The sequence below is a fragment of the Arthrobacter sp. H35-D1 genome, from assembly GCF_030063185.1.
Taxonomy (GTDB): domain Bacteria; phylum Actinomycetota; class Actinomycetes; order Actinomycetales; family Micrococcaceae; genus Specibacter.
In genome coordinates, this window is record NZ_JASISP010000028.1 from 23,217 (window position 1) to 41,156 (window position 17,940).

The 17,940-nt window shown below is 63.0% G+C and carries 14 protein-coding genes; 6 read left to right on the top strand and 8 right to left on the bottom strand.

All coding sequences use genetic code 11. The features are described 5' to 3' along the window. Position 1: 1 nt before the first annotated feature. The 4 genes from QMG25_RS18450 to QMG25_RS18465 are packed head-to-tail and all read right to left on the bottom strand — an operon-like array spanning position 2 to position 4,418. Positions 2-1,132 carry an AAA family ATPase gene (locus tag QMG25_RS18450; protein ID WP_283462536.1) on the bottom strand — a complete coding sequence of 377 codons (1,131 nt, stop codon included), beginning with the start codon at positions 1,130-1,132 and terminating at the stop codon, positions 2-4. After that, positions 1,129-2,379: a DUF4350 domain-containing protein gene (locus QMG25_RS18455; protein ID WP_283462537.1), complete on the bottom strand. Its 1,251-nt coding sequence runs from the start codon at positions 2,377-2,379 to the stop codon at positions 1,129-1,131. Before QMG25_RS18455 ends, QMG25_RS18450 begins: the two co-directional genes overlap by 4 nt. Continuing rightward, complete coding sequence (locus tag QMG25_RS18460) at positions 2,376-3,068, bottom strand: DUF4129 domain-containing protein (RefSeq protein WP_283462538.1); 693 nt, start codon at positions 3,066-3,068, stop codon at positions 2,376-2,378. The genes QMG25_RS18455 and QMG25_RS18460 overlap by 4 nt, the downstream gene beginning before the upstream one ends. 9 nt (positions 3,069-3,077) lie before the next feature. Continuing rightward, a complete protein-coding gene (locus tag QMG25_RS18465) occupies positions 3,078-4,418 on the bottom strand; it encodes a DUF7847 domain-containing protein (RefSeq protein WP_283462539.1) in 1,341 nt (446 codons plus the stop codon). A gap of 409 nt (positions 4,419-4,827) precedes the next feature. Here QMG25_RS18465 and mtrA point away from each other — a divergent pair, with 409 nt between their 5' ends. The 5 genes from mtrA to hpf all read left to right on the top strand — a co-directional run bounded on the left by mtrA (position 4,828) and on the right by hpf (position 11,120). Further along, positions 4,828-5,502 (top strand): MtrAB system response regulator MtrA, encoded by a 675-nt coding sequence (gene mtrA / locus QMG25_RS18470; RefSeq protein WP_283462540.1) that lies wholly within the window; start codon positions 4,828-4,830, stop codon positions 5,500-5,502. Positions 5,503-5,545: 43 nt separating this feature from the next. Further along, a complete protein-coding gene (gene mtrB / locus QMG25_RS18475) occupies positions 5,546-7,468 on the top strand; it encodes an MtrAB system histidine kinase MtrB (RefSeq protein WP_283462541.1) in 1,923 nt (640 codons plus the stop codon). After that, a complete protein-coding gene (locus QMG25_RS18480; protein WP_283462542.1) occupies positions 7,468-9,225 on the top strand; it encodes an LpqB family beta-propeller domain-containing protein in 1,758 nt (585 codons plus the stop codon). Before mtrB ends, QMG25_RS18480 begins: the two co-directional genes overlap by 1 nt. Before the next feature lie 125 nt (positions 9,226-9,350). Next, complete coding sequence (locus QMG25_RS18485; protein ID WP_283462543.1) at positions 9,351-10,298, top strand: ComF family protein; 948 nt, start codon at positions 9,351-9,353, stop codon at positions 10,296-10,298. 126 nt (positions 10,299-10,424) lie between these two features. Next, positions 10,425-11,120 (top strand): ribosome hibernation-promoting factor, HPF/YfiA family, encoded by a 696-nt coding sequence (gene hpf, locus QMG25_RS18490; protein WP_283462544.1) that lies wholly within the window; start codon positions 10,425-10,427, stop codon positions 11,118-11,120. A 92-nt stretch (positions 11,121-11,212) separates the two neighbouring features. On the opposite strand, the gene QMG25_RS18495 is transcribed toward hpf, so the two are convergent. Continuing rightward, positions 11,213-12,436 (bottom strand): MFS transporter, encoded by a 1,224-nt coding sequence (locus tag QMG25_RS18495; protein ID WP_283462545.1) that lies wholly within the window; start codon positions 12,434-12,436, stop codon positions 11,213-11,215. 93 nt (positions 12,437-12,529) lie between these two features. Continuing rightward, positions 12,530-12,964 (bottom strand): MarR family winged helix-turn-helix transcriptional regulator, encoded by a 435-nt coding sequence (locus QMG25_RS18500; protein WP_283462546.1) that lies wholly within the window; start codon positions 12,962-12,964, stop codon positions 12,530-12,532. Positions 12,965-13,226: 262 nt separating this feature from the next. Between QMG25_RS18500 and secA the strand changes: the two genes are divergently transcribed. Beyond that, complete coding sequence (secA, locus tag QMG25_RS18505; protein ID WP_283462547.1) at positions 13,227-16,025, top strand: preprotein translocase subunit SecA; 2,799 nt, start codon at positions 13,227-13,229, stop codon at positions 16,023-16,025. Positions 16,026-16,132: 107 nt separating this feature from the next. Here secA and QMG25_RS18510 read toward each other — a convergent pair whose 3' ends face one another. Further along, a complete protein-coding gene (locus tag QMG25_RS18510) occupies positions 16,133-16,711 on the bottom strand; it encodes an Rv3235 family protein (protein ID WP_283462548.1) in 579 nt (192 codons plus the stop codon). Between the two features lie 78 nt (positions 16,712-16,789). Next, positions 16,790-17,650, bottom strand: a complete 861-nt coding sequence (locus QMG25_RS18515; protein WP_283462549.1) for a LysM peptidoglycan-binding domain-containing protein — start codon at positions 17,648-17,650, stop codon at positions 16,790-16,792. Between the last annotated feature and the right edge of the window lie 290 nt (positions 17,651-17,940).

The window sequence follows — 17,940 nt, forward strand, 5'->3', positions numbered from 1 at the left end:
GTCAGCGGGGAACCGGCACGGTGGCCAGGATGGAAAGCAGGATGTCGTCCACGGCGACGCCGTCCATTTCAGCTTCGGGACGCAGCGCGACCCTGTGCCGCAAGGTGGGCAGCGCCAGCGCCTTGATGTCGTCCGGGGTGATGAATCCACGCCCCGACAGCCACGCATAGGCGCGGGCGGACTTCAAGATGGCCGTGGCCCCGCGCGGGGACACACCCAACGCGAACGACGGCGCCGTGCGGGTGGCCCGAACAAGGTCCACAACGTAGGCGAGTATCTCAGCGGCAACACCCACTTCCGCCACTTCCTTGCGAGCCTGTTCCAACTCGGCGGCACCGGCCACCGCGCGCACACCGGCACCGTGCAGGTCCTGCGGATCAAAGCCCAGGCTGTGCCGACGGATCACTTCGATTTCCTCATCACGGCCCGGCAGATCCATGGTGAGCTTGAGCAGAAAACGGTCCAATTGGGCTTCCGGCAGCGGATAAGTTCCCTCGTACTCCACCGGGTTTTGGGTGGCGGCGACCATGAAGGGCGAGGGCAGCTGGCGTGAAACACCGTCGACGGACACCTGGTGTTCCTCCATGGCCTCCAGCAGCGAAGCCTGGGTCTTCGGCGGTGTCCTGTTGATCTCATCGGCCAGCAGGATATTGGTGAAGACCGGGCCTTCACGGAAGGCGAAGGCGGAGGTGCCGGCGTCGTAAATCAACGAACCCGTCACATCGCCGGGCATGAGGTCCGGGGTGAACTGCACGCGCTTCGTGTCCAAGCTCAGGGCAGTGGAGAGGGCCCTGACAAGCAGGGTTTTGGCCACGCCGGGCACGCCCTCAAGCAGCACATGCCCGCCGGCGAGCAAGGCAATGAGCAGGCCGGTGACAGTGGAATCCTGTCCGACGACGGCTTTCGCCACTTCGCTGCGCACTGCCATCAGCGCCTGTGCCGAGGGGCTCGGGATGAAGCCCGCCTGCTGCTGGTGTTCCGGCTGCCGGGGTTGCTGCTCCTGATGCTGCGGTTGGGGCTGGTGCCGGGGTGCAGCTGCCGGGTAACTTGGCTCGGGCTGGTTCGGATTGGGCTGGTTCGCTGCTGTGTGGTTCTGGGCCGGGTAGCCGGGATTCTGGTGGGGCAGGCTCATCGCTGTGCCACTTCTTCCTCTAGTGCCGTGAGTTCCACGGCCATGGACAACATGTCTTTTTCGGTGGTGGGGGCAGGACCGAGCAGCAGGTCGTGCACGTATGCCTGGTTCCGGCCGCTCTGGCTGGACACCGCGTCAACCACGGCCGCCGGATCCGCGGTATGGCCCAACCGCATCGTGTGCGCCAGCCGTGACAGGGTGCCATGGCGCAGCGTCGCGGCAGCCGTGTCGAGCGCTCGCGCATTTTGATACAGCCGGGCACGACCGGCCAGCGTCTCCGAGGCCTTCACCACGACCGGCAGTGGCTCTGTCACCAGTGGTCCGTGCCGTCGCCCGCGCCAGACCATGCCCAATATTCCGACCAGCAGCAGCCACGCCGACGCCGGGAAGATCCACTGGGGGGTGAAGTCGGACAACGCCGGAGTCTGTTCCGCCACCGGGACGTCCTTCAGGCTGGCCGTGTACCAGAGCAGCTTGGGATTGCTGCCCAGCATCCGGAAGGTGAGTGCGGCGTTGCCCCTGCTCGCCAAGTTTTGGTTGATGAGGATGCCGGGATTCCCCAACGCGGCAACGTCGCCGGTGCCGTTGTAGGCAAGGTAGCTGCCTGCGGCGGGAGTCTTCCCGGAGGGGGAGAAGCAGTTCTGGGCACCCTTGAAGAGCATCAGCGAAGTGCTGACGGAGGTGGCGGAGGCACCCAAGGCGGGAGCTCCGCCGTCGATGGTTCCGGCCGCGACCGCATCGGGATCGGTGCACTGTGCTTCGGCCGTGGGAGTTCCTGCAGGAGTGCCGGCGCTGGAGAGCTCGGAGCTGAGCCCTTTCACGGCCAACGGGCCCGGGGCCACGGCCACCAACTTGCCTCCGGAGTCCTGGACGGCCGCCGCCAGTTCGGCTGACTGCTCGCGGGAGAGGAGATTTCGGGGGTCGTAAAACAACACGGTGCTATTGCCTTGGCCGTTGCCGCGCAGGGCTGCGGACGTCTCGGCCAAGGACTCCGTGGCGGTGACTTCAACTCCTTGGTTGCGCAGCACCGAAGCGGCCGCCTGGGAACCTGCTGGGGCGGGATTGGTGATGGAAAGGGTTCCGCCCGTGCTGGCGCCGCCGCTGCCCAGAATGATGCCCAGCAGCGACAGCACCAGGAAGGCCGCTGCGCACAACAGCCAGAACTTGTGCCTCTTCCACCAGCGTGCCGACCGCACTGCAGTGCTGGCATCTTCAGCCCGGAATACGACGGTGGCTTGTGTACTCATGGCCGCACCGCCGGGAAATTCTCGGCAGAGTGGGGATCGAAATAGCGGGGGGAGGTTGCGGCAACCGCCTGATCCGTTTCCGCCAGTTCCGCAAACATGGCCGAGGTGGGCTGCACCCGACCGTAGCGCACAGCATTGAACAGCTCGGCGCCGTGGTGCAGCCCCGAGCGGTGGGAGGGGAAGGCCTGTTCCAGTTCGGAGGCAATTTCGAAGGCTGTGCGCCCCAACGCCGGAACAATCACATCGCGTTCTTCTGCGGCCCGGACGATGGCCCGGAACTGCTCGCTAAGTGCCGTGCTGAAGTTTTCCTCCAAGGCAGCTGCCCGTGCCCGGGAGCGGTGCTGTGCCGCAGTCATCACCTGCTCGTTTTCAAACAAGACCGCGGCGGCGGACTTCCTGCGGTTCAGTTGCGGCCTGACAATGAAAATGATGGCGACGATGGCCAGCAATACCACGCCAGCCGCGATGGCCAGTCCTGTCCTTCCGTCCGCCACGCCGATTGAGTTCAGGAGTTCGTCCAACGCCTGCTTGAGGAGGGCCAGGACCTGGTCGGCGAAGCCCGGTTTGGCATCCTGGTACACCTTTTGTGCGAGCTCGTCTTGCGCCCATTGCCGGGCCTCGTCCGCACCGGGGACCACCGGAACCTCGGCAGGGTGCAGTGCTGCGCCCAAGAGTCTCAATGCCGTCAAGGAGGCGGCCTACTGTCCGTAGTTTCCGGGTTGCGGGTGGGAAGGGGCACCCGTCGCCTGGCCGCCCGTTGGGTAGGCTCCCGGGACCACGTCGCCGGGAACGGGGGAGCCGGGGATCCCGCCGTCGTCCTTCCCTGTTTCGGACTGCTTGAGCAGGGCAATGTCGAACCCGTCGCGGCGCATGCGCAGGTCAACATAAATCAGTGCCGTGACGCCGGCTTGGAAGGCCAACGTCACAGCTCCCACGATCGCACCAACGACCGCTGAGATGGCTTGCACAATCAGCATCTGCGTGATGGCTTGTTCGGCCGTGGGGTCGGCCCCGAGCATCATGGGCGTGAGCAGGCCCGCCAGAAAGCTCACTGGGGTGGTGATGATGCTGGCAATGACGCCAGCGATGATGGCCGCCAGGATGGAGGTGCCAAAGGTACGCCAAAAGTTGTTCTTGGTCAGCTGCCATGAACGCTTGATGCCCGCGATGGCGCCAATATTCTCCACCACGATCGCGGCGGGGGCCAGCAGAACTTTCGTGCCGATCCAGACGGCGAGCGCCACAAACGGCAGGCTCAGCAGGACGGCCAGACCGATGGCACCGAGCACCCCGGCAGTGTTTTCCAACAGGCCCATGGCCAGGAGCAGGCCCACCAGAATGCCCGTGAACAGGACCATGGCCAGCAAAGTTGCCGCCGCGTAGAGGATCGCGAGCAGGAGCAGGCTGCCGATCCGCGGCTTGGCCAGGCGCCACATTTGCCCGAAGCTTGTCTTGCGGTTGAGCACGGCACGAAGCACGGGGACCACGAGTGCGCCCTGCAAGACCATTTGGATGAGTACCGCCAGGAACGACGCCAACAGGATGGACACCGAGAACGTGACGAGTGCGCTGCCCAGCGCATCCATGGCGGCGGGATCCGACTCGTTGAACGTGTTGGGATCCATGGTGAAGATGTCGGTGATGAATGTTCCAAATGCCAAAAACATGACAAGGAGCATTATCGCCGAGGTGGCCAGTTGGAAGATCAGCGCCGAGCCAAACATGGCTTTGCCGTTGCGCCGTGCCGCCTGGAACGCACCATCGAGGATTTCGCCAAGGCCCAGGGGACGCAACGGAATGACGCCGGGCTTGGGCGGGGCCATGTAATTGGTGAAGCCGGGCTGGCCATATTGCGGTTGGCCGTACTGGCCCCATTGCGGTTGCTGGCCGGGTTGCGGGTATTGGGGTTGCTGCGGCGGAGGCGCCTGGCCGTACTGGGGCTGGCCATATTGGCTCCACTGCGGTTGCTGCGGCTGTTGGCCGGGTTGGCCGTTCTTTCCCTCTGGCTCCACCGGTGGTTGCTGCGGTTCCTGCGTCATCGTGCTCCCCTGAAAGATTCCCCATAAACGTCTGCGGCGCGAAAAGTGTCGGCTGGCAGTGGCAATTCGTGCGCACCTTGATGGTTGTGGCCGTCGGCCAAGGACCAGGCGTGCTGTTGCGCCACCCTCAAACCCTATCGGGAAGATCCACAATTCTGCTGTGAATGCCCGGGCATTGCGAAAAGTATTGGCCCGGGAACGGGCAGAGGCCCCCGGTTGCCGCATCGAACGGGTAGTTGTTGGCCATGTTTCACGGCGACATTGCCAACAACTACCCGTTCGATTTCAGCGCAAATTGCGGGCAGCACCATCGAAAAGATGCCCCTCGGCGGGCAAGGAACTGCACGCACAAGTCCACTGGTGGAGCGTCGATGGGGACAATGTGCCGGTAATAGGCAAATATAGAAGCATGAAGGCACGTATTTTAGTAGTAGACGATGATGAGGCACTGGCCGAGATGATTGGTATTGTGCTGCGCAATGACGGGTTTGATCCAGTTTTTTGTGCTGATGGAACCAAGGCTCTTGAGGTTTTTCAGGCCAACAAGCCGGATCTTGTTCTCTTGGATTTGATGTTGCCGGGCATCGACGGCATTGAAATTTGCCGCCTGATCCGTGTTGAGTCGGATGTGCCCATTGTGATGCTGACGGCGAAGTCGGACACTTCCGATGTGGTCCGCGGCCTTGAATCCGGCGCCGACGACTACATGGCCAAGCCCTTCAAGCCCGCCGAGTTGGTGGCGCGGGTTCGTGCACGGCTCCGTCCCGGCGACGTCAAGCCTCCGGAAACGCTTGTCATTGGCGAGATCAGCATCGACGTGGCCGGGCATGCAGTTCGCCGTGCAGGCGAGCGGATTTCCCTGACCCCCCTTGAATTCGATCTCTTGGTTGCCCTGGCCCGCAAGCCCTGGCAGGTTTTCTCCCGTGAGCTCCTCCTCGAGCAGGTGTGGGGATACCGTCATGCCGCGGACACCCGCCTCGTCAACGTGCACGTGCAGCGCCTGCGCTCCAAGATAGAACGCGACCCGGAGGCTCCCGAAGTGGTGCTGACAGTGCGCGGTGTTGGTTACAAGGCCGGGCAGTAGGCGCCGGCTTTGCCGTGGATCAAGCGGCTCCGGTGAAGGGGCAATGAGCCAGGACCAGTCCAAGCACGACGACGTCACGCACCACGCCGGCGCCTCGGGCGATACTGACGGCGCCTCGGGCGATACTGACGGCGCCTCGGGCGATACTGACGGCGCCTCGGGCGATACTGACGGCGCCTCGCCTGCTGTTCGGGTGAAGAAGGCGCTGGGCACGGCCGGCACGGCGGTCCTTCGCGCGGTCAGACGGTTCCGCAACTCCTGGTCCAGGCACTGGCGCACCTCGCTGCAGTTCCGCACGGTGGTCACCACGCTGTTGATTGCCTCGGTGGCCGTGGTGGGGGTTGGTGGCTATTTGGCTGGACAGATTTCCAGCGGGCTGTTCAAGGAACGCCTCGTCCAGGCGCAGCAGGAAACGACCCGCGGGGTCACCCGGGTGCAGGACGAATTTTCCAGCGCCAGCGTCAGCGACCAGCCGCGCGTGGCGACGTACGTGAGCGACACGCTGGCACTGCTTGACGTGGGCGGTTCCGATGACAACCGCAAGTACTTGATGCTCAAGATTCCGGGCCAAAACAGCAAGCTGGCTGTGAGCAATTCCGATTCCGGCGGTGTTACGTCCGCGATCATTCCCGATGATCTGCGCAAGGCTGTCCAAGGTGACACCGCCAGCCAGTTCTGGCAGTCCATTGCCCTGCCCACGGGCGTTAAGGACGTGCATCCTGCCGTGGTGGTGGGCAGTCAGGTCAACCTGCTGAACACCAGCTACGAGCTGTACATGATCTATGACCTCAACAGCGCCCAGGTGACACTGAACTACATCCAATCCGTTTTGTGGCTTGCCGGCGGCATCCTGCTTGTGCTCATTGGTGTCATTGTTTGGTATGTAACGCGCACTGTTGTCAGCCCTGTCAGCCAAGCGGCGGCCGTTTCGGAGAAGCTGGCCGCCGGCGAGCTGGAGGAGCGGATGGAAGTCACCGGGGAGGATGAGATGGCAAGGCTTGCCACCTCGTTCAACAAAATGGCAACGTCCCTGCAGGACCAGATCATGACCCTGGCAACGCTTTCGGAGATGCAGCAGCGTTTTGTCTCGGACGTCTCCCATGAACTGCGCACCCCCCTGACCACTGTGCGCATGGCCGCGGAAGTCCTCTATGACGCCCGCGAGGACTTTGATCCCATCAACAAGCGTTCCTCCGAGCTGCTCTTCCACCAGGTGGAGCGCTTTGAACTGCTACTGGCGGATCTGCTTGAAATCTCCAGGTTCGACGCCGGTGTGGCCGACTTGGATGTGGAGTCGCTGGACATCTTCTCGGTGATTCATTCGGTCATCGACGGTGCAGCCCCGGTTGCCGACGCCAATTCCACGGACGTGTCCGTCGTCACCAGGCTGCGCAACCACAAATGCGTGGTCGAGATGGACTCGCGCCGGATCGACAGGATCCTGCGCAACCTTGTGCTGAACGCCGTCGAACACAGCGAAGGCAAACCTGTGAAAGTCTTTGTTTCCGCCGATGAAAATGCTGTCGCCGTGGCCGTGCGCGACTACGGCATCGGCATGTCGCCCGATTCCCTCGAGCATGTCTTTGACAGGTTCTGGCGCGCCGACTCGGCACGTGCACGCACCACCGGTGGCAGCGGGTTGGGCTTGTCGATCGCCATGGAGGACGCCAGGCTGCACGACGGGTGGCTTGAGGCATGGGGGGTCCCGGGTGAGGGATCGTGTTTCCGGTTGACCCTTCCGCGGCTGCAGGGCGGGGGGCTGGTTCATTCGCCGGTCCCGCTCCCACCCGACGGCGGGCACGCCGGCGATTCCGGCTCGCTGGGCACCGGACCCGTGCTGACAAACACCGGCGCCATGGGCGTGGTGGGGGCCTTGGGCACGCGGAAGGGGCCTCCGTCCCATGAGACCGGCAGCTCAAATGGGAACACACCAAGTACCGGAAGCAACAATAAGGTGGAGCAGTGATGGGTTTCGTGGATAAATCACAGGCCCGCCGTCCCCCAGCCAAGGCGCGGCGGAACTGGGCGCTTGTCGCCTGGGCAATGGCCGTCGTCGTACTTCTGGCCGTGGCGGGATGCGCGGCGATTCCGACGGGAGGACCGGTGGGCAAAAGCGACGCCGTCGGCCCCCGCGACAACTCCGTCAACATCGGCTTTGAGCAGTTCTCCCCGGTAGATGGCGCGTCGGCGGAGAGCATTGTTGGTGGCTTTGTCGATTCAGGCACCGGCATCAAGGACGACTTTCAGGTGGCACGGCAGTACTTGACTCAGGGCCTGGCCCAGTCCTGGGCACCCGACCAGCGCACGCTGGTGTACAAGAACACTGTTACCGTGTCTCCGGGCAGGGCGAAGAACACGTTTGAATTGACGTTTGACGTGGTGGCGACAGTGGATGCCTCGGGCGTGCTGACTCCGGCCAAGGAGGGGGCGAGTGAAATCCTTTCCATGAAGGTGGTGCAGGTGGACGGCCAGTGGCGCATTTCGGAGGCGCCCGACGGCGTGATGCTCACCGAGGCGAACTTCCAGAACCTGTACAGTGCGGTGTCGATCTATTTCTACGACCCGACGTACACCTATGGGGTTCCGGACGTCAGGTGGCTGGCCGGCCGTTCCTCGCGCACCACCACGGCCATAGTGAAGGCCATGCTTGGCGGTCCCGCCCCGTATTTGAAGGGTGCAGTGGTCAGCGCCTTCCCCAACGGAATTGCGCTTGAGCGCGATTCCGTGCCGGTGAACAACAACGGCTTGGCCAAGGTGGGACTCACCGCGCAGCCTTTGCTGGAAACAAGCGTCAAGCAACGCCAGCAAATGCATGCCCAACTGCTCGTGACACTGCAAAAAAGCCTCAATACCGTCACCGGCGTGCAGTTCCTTGCCGATGACCGCGAAGTGGACATGGGCGGGGCGGCGGACTCCGTCGCACCCATGATTATTGACAACGCGGTGCCGTCCACCCAGGTTGCACTGGCCAAAAATGAGCTTGTCACCTTCGACGGGACCAAAATTTCGCCCGTTCCCAAGATGGCTTCGGTGGCGGCGTTGATTCCTTCCGTGCCTGCCATGTCATATTCCGGACAGAATTTTGCGTTCCGTTCCGGGGTGGGGGACCAGATTTATTCGGTGGTTCCCGGAGCGAAGCCGGTGCTTGCCATCTCCGGTGTCCAACTGACCCCTCCGTCCTTTGCCCCGGATGGTTGGTTGTGGTCGGCGGCCGGGGACGGTTCCGGCATGGTGGTCGCCATCAACCCGAACGACGACGGGAAGCTGGGGGACCCGGTCGTCCTGACTGTTCCGTGGCTGGTGGGGCAGGAAGTGACCACTTTGCGCATTTCACGCGATGGCACCCGCGCGCTTGTGCTTTCCCGTGCCAACGGGACCAGCCGCGCGAGTCTGACAGGCATCTTCAAAACCGGTGAAGTCCCCAAGGGCCTGACGGAACCGCTGAGCCTGACCCATACAGGTGCGCCCACGTTGGGGGTTTGGGAAGGGGAGACGGGGGTTGCGGTGATGGCGCCTTCGGGAACTGAACCTGTCAGCATTCAGCTGCTGGATCTGATGCGGGAGCCCGCTTTCATGGATGAGCTGCCAAGCCTGCAATGGCTGAGCGCCGGCTCGGGATCACGAAACATCAAGGCCCAAACAAAAACCGAGCTCTATTCCAACGTGGGCAACAACTGGGAACTGGTGGCCAAGGACCTCAAACAGGCCTCGTTCGCCGGGTAGGGCGCAGGCGCGCTGGTTCCTGCACAGGCGCGCTGGTTCCTGCACAGGCGGTGGCGGCAGCGTCCACAACCACAATTGACTGCCAGGGGCCTGCCGCAGTGGCGGAGCGGGGCCATGCTGGAGACATGAACACCGACGGGGACGCTGGGAGGAAAGACGGCGTGCCGGACCCTGTGCCGGAGGAGGGCATGCCACCGCCGCGGGCCAGGCACAGGGGAAGGCCCAATTCGCCCTGGCTGCGGTTCTGGCTGTGGTGCGAACAGGCATGGCGGGACTTCCTGGACCTTCTCATGCCTGCCGAATGTGTGGTGTGTGGATGCGAGGACCAGGCCCTGTGTCCAGCATGCGCGGCCATGCTGCGCCGGCAAACCTCCGGCCCGTTCCGGGCTGAACACTCCGCGGATGCGTTGGTGGGTGTCTTTGGGGAGTCCCATGTGCCGGTGATTGCCGCAGGTGAATACCGGGACGCCTTGGCGGCGGCCATCTTGGCGTTCAAGAACCACGGCAGGACGGAGCTTTGCGCCCCGCTGTGCCGGGGCCTGGCCATGGCGATCGCCCCGGCGCTGGCCCAGCTGCCGCTCCGGTCCCCGCAGGCAGGGAACCCATTGTGGCTTGTGCCGGTACCCAGCTCGGGCAACGGTTGGCGCCGGCGCGGCTACGACCCCGTGGCCCTGATCCTGCGGACGCTTGTGCGGGAGGGGAGGCTGCCGGCGGAGGCGAAAATTGTGCCGGCCCTGGCCATTCGTGTCCGGCTGCCGTGGCACCGACAGCACCAAAAGGGGCTGGGCCGGGCCGGGCGGCGGCGCAACGTGCACAACACCATGAAATATAGGCGGTGGAGGCGGGGCACCATTCGGCTGAAAGCGAAGCCAAGCGGCCAAGAAGTGCTGCTGGTGGACGACGTGCTCACCACCGGATCAACTCTGCGCGAAGGTGCCAAAACACTGCATGAATCAGGCTTTCGGGTGTGCGGGGCGGTGGTTCTGGCGGCCGCCCGAGCGCCGGAACACGGTCGGGAAAAGGAGGTCTTGGAAGGACTCGCGGAAAATTGGTTTCACGCAAATGATGAATAAAGCGATGTAGTGAACTAACGTAAGTAAACGGGTACCTCTTCCAAGAGGAAACCACCCGTCGGCGGTCGCGATTCGCGCACCATTGCCAGCCGGCCGCCGTGTCACCGAAGTTATTTGGAGGGCACCATGGAGTTCATGATCACCGGTCGCAACTTGACTGTTTCGGACCGATTCCACGAGTACGCAGCCGAGAAGCTCACAAAGATCGAGCAGTTGGCCAACAAGGTCCAGCGCGTCGACGTGAAGGTTTCCAAGGAAAGCAAGGCCCGCACCGCGGATGCTCCGCTCACTGTTGAATTGACGGTTGTTGGACGGGGTCCAGTGATCCGCGCCGAAGCGGCAGCATCAGACAAGTTCGCCGCCTTTGATCTGGCCTACGGGAAGCTGCTTGAGCGGCTCCGCCGGGCCAAGGACAAGAAGAAAGTCCACCACGGCAGGCACGCCCCGGTGGCTGTCAACGAGGCCACGGGGTCACTCACCCCGGTCAGCAGCTCGGAGCCCATCTACGCCCAGAAGGCGGAGGAAGCAGCCCCTGAAGCTTCGCCCTACGACATCGAGAACGACATCCCCGCCGGGGATTCGCCAGTGCTGATCCGGCGCAAGGTCTTCCCGGCCACGCCGCTGTCCCTGGACGACGCCGTGGACAACATGGAAATGGTGGGACACGACTTCTACCTTTTCATCGACTCCTCAACCGGGATCCCGTCAGTGGTGTACCGCCGCAAGGGCTGGACCTACGGTGTGATCGCGTTGGACAAGGATGCACCGGCCGGCGAGGAAATCTCCGCCTACCGCTCAGTGGATGAGCCGGCTCGCGTGTAGTTGCCACGTGTAATTGAACAAAGAACGACGCCGGCACCCGGGCGGGGATTGAACCCTCGCCCAGGTGCCGGCGTCGTTCTCGTTAAGCCTTCTTACACGCCGGCCGGCTCATGGGCGACGAGGAACTTGCGTCCGCCAACAATCACCCCGGCGCTGACAACCACCATGGCCGCGGCGACATAGAAAGTGACTGAAGCGTTGCTGTGTTCGGCAATTTGTGCGGCCAGGAACGGTGCCAGGGCCCCGCCCATCCAGCGCACAAAGTTGTAGCCGGCGCTGGCGACGGGGCGCGGGGAGTCCGAGACGGCCATGGCCATTTCCGTGAAGAGCGTGTTGTTGATGCCCAGCAGGGCTCCGGAAACGACGGTCAGCACCACCACGGTGGTTACAGATTGCCCGGCTGCCATGGCCATGCCGACCAAGATGACGGCCAAACCCACCAGCGATGCGGTCAGCGCCCCAACGGCCCCAAACCGGCGCTGGACGATCGGGGCCACAAAGACGGAGAACACGGCAACGGCCACGCCCCAGCCAAAGAACACCGCACCAATGCCGTAGGCGTCGAAGCCGAGGATGAAGGGCACAAACGCCAAAATGGTGAAGAAGCCGTAGTTGTAGAACAGGGCGCTGCCGGCGGTGGTGCGCAGTCCTTTGTGGCCCAGTGCGAGCAGCGGGTCGCGCAACCTTGTCCTGACGGCCGGGCTCTGGGTTTTGGGCAGCAGGACCATGATCAAGATGAAGGCAATGGCCATGGCGGCGGCGGTTCCGAAGAATGGTGCCTGCCACTTCCAGCCGCCCAGCAGGGCGCCCATCAACGGGCCCAGGGAAAGGCCCAGCCCCAGAGCGGCTTCATACAAGATGACCGCTGTTGCCGCGCCGCCGGAAGCGACGCCCACCATGACGGCCAGTGCCGTTGCCACGAACAGGGCATTGCCGAGTCCCCAACCTGCCCTGAAACCGACCAAGGCGTCAACAGTCCCGGAGAGTCCGGAAAGGGTGGCGAACACCACGATGACGGCCAGCCCCAGCAGGAGCGTGCGCTTTCCGCCAATGCGTGAGGATACGAAACCCGTGACCAGCATGGCGATGGCGGTGATCAGGAAGTAGCTGGTGAACAGCAGTGAAACTTGGCTGGGGGTGGCCTGCAGGTTTTCGGCAATGGCTGGCAGGATCGGGTCGACAAGGCCGATTCCCATAAAGGCGAAGACCGATGCACCGGCAACGGCCCAGACCGCCTTGGGCTGCTTCAAGATCGATTGCTTCTCCCGGGTCAGGGTTGCGGCCCCATTGTTGGCGTTTAATGCTGTGCTGTTCACTTGCACGTGCTCTCCTGCGATTTCGTTTCGTTCGTGCCGGCCCGTTGTCCGGGGCCGGGTGATGCTTGGTGTCCGCTTGCTCCAGGGGACAAGCTAGGGAGACAAGGCGACATTGAGCTTTTCGATGGCTGGGATGGCCAGGTTGATGGCCTGCCGTTCACGCGGGGACAGGGAATCAAAGGCCCGGGCCATTTCTCGGTTGCGGCGAAGATTTGCAGCCTTGAGTGTCCGCCTGCCTTCCTCGGTGAGTCGCACTTCAACCACGCGGGCGTCGGTGTGGCTGGGAACCCGTTCGACCAGGCCGGCGGCGGCAAGCTTTGTCACTTGCTCGGTGGCGCTGGGGACACGGATGCCTGCATTGCGGGCAATCAGACCAATGCGCATGGGTGCGGCGGCCAGCATGTTCAGGGTGCTCGTTTGGGCCGTGCTGAGCTCGCCGTCGGCATCGATGGAGCGCACCACATAAAGTGCTTGGCGCAGAATTTCGCGATAGCGTGCCGCCAGTTCCAGATTCTCAACAATGTCCATATTTAGGTAGCCTAATAGTTAGGGTGCCTAACAGTCAAGTACGGACCTGTCGGTCGGAGGCAATGAAAGCCGCGGGTATTACACTGGCTTCATTTCCGCTGGGCGAGAACACTGTGGCCCCGACGGGCGCCAAACGGGCGGCATGGCCCGCTTCCGCGACTTTTACCAGGTGCTTGGCAGCGGGAAATGGCAGTCTGTTGTGCCTCTTCTCACGTAGACTGAACAAGCTACTTTTAGGCAGCAATAGATTGGGAGCAATTTCGTGTCATCACTTCTTGAGCGGGTTCTTCGCACAGGCGATCGCAAAACGCTTAAACGGCTCAACGTCCTTGCCGACGCCATTGATTCGCTGGAAGATACCTTCCAGACCTTCACCGACGCCGAGCTGCGCGAGGAAACGGACAAGCTCAAGCGCCGTCACGAAGACGGCGAGACCCTTGACGACCTGCTGCCCGAAGCCTTCGCCAACGTGCGCGAGGCATCCTCGCGCACCCTTGGCCTGCGCCACTTCCGTGTCCAACTCATGGGCGGCGCGGCCCTTCACTTGGGCAACATTGCCGAGATGAAGACCGGTGAGGGAAAGACCCTTGTGGCAACTGCCCCGGCATACTTAAACGCGCTCACCGGCAAGGGCGTCCACGTGATCACTGTCAACGACTACCTGTCCCAATACCAGTCGGAGCTGATGGGGCGCGTATTCCGTTTCCTCGGGCAGAGCAGCGGTTGCATCGTCTCCAACCAGGACCCGGCCGTCCGCCGCGCGCAGTACGCCGCAGACATCACGTACGGGACAAACAATGAGTTTGGTTTCGACTACCTGCGCGACAACATGGCATGGAGCAAGGACGAGCTTGTTCAACGCGGCCACAACTTTGCCATCGTGGATGAGGTTGACTCCATTCTCATCGATGAGGCCCGCACGCCGCTGATCATTTCCGGGCCGGCCTCGGGGGACACCAATCGCTGGTACAGCGAGTTCGCCAAGGTCGTCCTGCGCCTGGACGTCGAGGACGACTACGAGGTCGATGAGAAAAAGCGCACTGTCGGCGTTCTTGAAGGCGGCATTGAAAAGGTTGAGGACTACCTCGGCATCACGAACCTGTATGAATCCGCCAACACACCCCTGATTGGTTTCCTGAACAACGCCATCAAGGCCAAGGAACTGTTCAAGCGCGACAAGGACTACGTCATCATGGATGGCGAGATTCTCATTGTCGATGAACACACCGGCCGCATTCTGGCCGGACGGCGCTACAACGAAGGCATGCACCAGGCCATCGAAGCCAAGGAAGGTGTGGAAATCAAGGCTGAGAACCAGACCTTGGCCACGGTCACCTTGCAGAACTACTTCCGCCTGTACGAGAAGCTCTCGGGCATGACCGGCACCGCCGAGACCGAGGCTTCGGAGTTCATGGGCACCTACTCGCTGGGCGTAGTTCCCATTCCCACGAACAAGCCGATGAGGCGTGCGGACCAGTCGGACCTGGTGTACAAGAACGAGGTGGTCAAGTTCGACGCCGTCGTGGCAGACATCGCTGAGCGCCACGAGACGGGGCAGCCTGTGCTGGTGGGCACCACGAGCGTGGAGAAGAGCGAATACCTCTCCAAGAAACTGGCGCAGGCAGGCGTCAAGCACGAGGTCTTGAACGCCAAGAACCATGCCGGCGAAGCAGCGATTGTCGCCCAGGCCGGCCGCCACGGCGCCGTCACCGTGGCCACCAACATGGCCGGACGCGGTACCGACATCATGCTCGGCGGCAACGCCGAGTTCAACGCCGTGACCGAATTGGCTGCCCGCGGCCTCGACCCGGAAGAGACTCCGGAGGAGTACGAAGCGGCGTGGCATGATGCTTTTGAGGAAGCCAAGCTGGCCGTCAAGGATGAGCATGAGGCTGTGCTGGCAGCCGGCGGGCTCTATGTCCTGGGCACTGAACGCCATGAGTCCCGCCGCATCGACAACCAACTCCGTGGACGTTCAGGCCGCCAGGGCGATCCGGGCGAGTCTCGTTTCTATCTGTCGCTGACCGATGATTTGATGCGTTTGTTCAACTCCGGTGCTGCCGAACGTCTCATGTCTCGTTCCTCGATGCCCGACGATGTTGCGCTGGAATCCAAGTTGGTATCCAAGGCCATCGCCTCTGCTCAAGGCCAGGTTGAGGGACGCAACGCTGAACAGCGCAAGAACGTCCTGAAGTACGACGACGTGTTGAACCGCCAGCGTGAAGCCATCTACAGCGACCGTCGTCGGATCCTGGAAGGTGGAGACCTGCATGAGAAGGTCCAGCACTTCCTGGAGGACACCGTCAACGAAGTCATTGAAGCCTCTCTGGGCACCGACCACGCCGGCACTTGGGACTTCAACACCCTGTGGAACAACCTGCGCACCATCTACCCGGTGGCGGTGACCGTGGAAGAAATTGCCGAGGAAGTCGGAGGAGAGGGCCGTATCACGTCCGACCACCTCAAGACCGAACTGCTCTCCGACGCCCGCGTTGCCTACCAGGAACGCGAAACAGCATTGGGCTCGGCCACCATGCGCGAGCTGGAACGACGCGTCGTGCTGTCCGTAGTGGGACGCAAATGGCAAGAACACCTCTACGAGATGGACTACCTGAAGGAAGGCATCGGCTTGCGGGCCATGGCCCAGCGTGATCCCCTGGTCGAATACCAGCGCGAAGGTTATGAGATGTTCCAGTCCATGATGGCCGGCATTCGCGAGGAGAGCGTCGGCTTCCTGTTCAACCTCGAAGTCCAGGTGGAGAATGCCCCGGCAGCCGCAGTGGGCGTGGTTGCCGATGCCCCCGCCAACCTGATGCAGCGCGTGGGTGGACCGGCCTCCGAGGATGCAGTTCCAGACGTTGCGGCACCCGAGCAGGAGCAGGCACCCCGCATAACGGCTCGCGGACTGGAAGCACCGGCTGAGCCGGCCCAGCTGCAGTTCACCGCCCCGGATGCCCAAGGCGATGCGGAAACCCGGGTGGAGCGCCGCAGCGATGGCGGTTTGCCGCCGTCTGCCAAGCGCCCAGCCGGGAAGAGCAACAAGAAGAAGAAAAAGCGGTAAAGAACGCTTGCAGCTGCAGCCTGCCATGCCGCCGTTTGGGCGGAAGCGCCACAGTTTGTTCCGTGGCATTTCCGTTCGAGCGGCGGCATTTTTCGTAGCTGGGCAGATCATCCAATTTGCAGGGCGGTGACTTTCCACAAGCCACGGTTGAGTTCAAAGCGCATGGCGATGGCACGGAAGCGGGTCTTGTCGGCAATGACCACGCAGGTTTCGAAAATCCCGGGGGAGACGGCACTGCAGTGCACCGAATGAACGAGGGGCTGGTGGCGCAGGGTGTGCACATTCGCTGCCCCCGGCACCTGGCTTTGGCGCCGGGTTTGGGCTTTGTACGCTTCGGCATGAAGCCTGGCCCGTGTGGTCAGCGCGCTCAAGCACCTGGCATCCAGCCACCGCGCAAGCTGTTGGACCGATCTGACGCCGCTGAGCACCTCGACGGCTGCCTGGGCCACCTTGCAGGACATCGCCCCGACCACGGCCCGCTCGGCGGCTTCCGGGTTGAGTGGCTCCACGCTGCTTCCAGCATCCGGGGTGTTGGGCCGGGGCTGGCGTTTAGTGCGCTCGCCACGCTCTGGCAGCGGGACCACTGTCCCTTCGCTGGATTCCGAATTGCGGGGGTCCGCGGGCCGAACGCGGGTGACCACCAAACGGGTCGGGGCGGTGGTTTGGGGGATGGCCGCTGTACTCACGGGGTGCTCCTTTGCACTGAGTTGGATGTGGCTGATGGAAGTTTGCCCGGTCTGGTGAAAATGTGGGCAGGGTGAAAGCTAGTGGCCCGGCGGAGCGGCAAGCACTTGCCCGGGAAGGATGACGTTCGGATCCGCACCGATCACCGCGCGGTTGGTTTTGTACCAGGCAGGCCAGGCCATCGCCACGTCGATGTCGCTGGCGTAGGGCCCCAGGGATGCAGCAGCAATGCTCCACAGGCTGTCGCCGCTTCTGACCACCACCTGACTGGCACCGTGAACAGGTTCTGCCGGTGAGTGTGGGGCAGCTGCACCCGGCTTGTCAGCTTCATCTCCGGCTGGTGGGCGGTGGGGACGGAGCGACGGTCGGAGCATCGGCCCGGGGTCTGTTGCGGCAGCCCGTGGAATCCATTGCGGCTCCACGGGCGCAGCGCTTTCAGCGGGCAAAATGTTGGCGGCGGCACTCGTGGCAGCGGCACCAGTGGGTGCGCCGGCGGCAGGGTCCGCGTCTTCATCGGCAGTGGAGGCAGGCGCTGTTGCCACGGTGCCGGCATGCCACAGGGGATCCAGTCCGGGCGAGTCGGCGGTGCTGGCCAAGGGTGCGGCCAAGAGGTTGATTCCCAACACCGCAGCAACCACTCGCCGCATGAACGCCGGTGTCCATGACCCTGTCAAGGCTGCAAGTCGGGGCGCACCCAAGGTGTGCGCCACACCGCTAATGCAGGCACACACCAGGGCGAGCAGCCACCAGCACAGCAGTGCGATACCGGTTCCGGCTCCGGCAGCCGCCAGCAGTTCAGGCAAGGTGAGCGGCTGTGCCGCCACCGCACCGTTCCGGCTCAACCGAAGCTGCAGGAGTGAGACTCCGCTGTAGACCAGCGAAGCGCCAAGAAGCAGGATGGCCGCGGTCATGGCGAGGTCTGCGCGCGTTTGCCGTTTCATCAAAGCCCTCCCTTGAACCATTTCGAAACCGTTTGACACTGTTTGAAACGTTAGAACCTATTTTGAACCCGTTGGAGTCTCTTGTCCATAGTGCTGGCAAAGTTTGTGGACAGTGCACGGCTGCTGCAGCCGAACACCTGCCGAAGCCGGCACGAGCACCCGGCTTGTTGCCTCATAGCAATACCTCCGGGAAGCTGAGTCGTTGCCTCATTTAGAAACCTCCGCTAAGGATTCTGCTTCCATTTGTTATTGACACGTGGTTTCACCGGTGCCGGCTTCTTAGTCAGGGA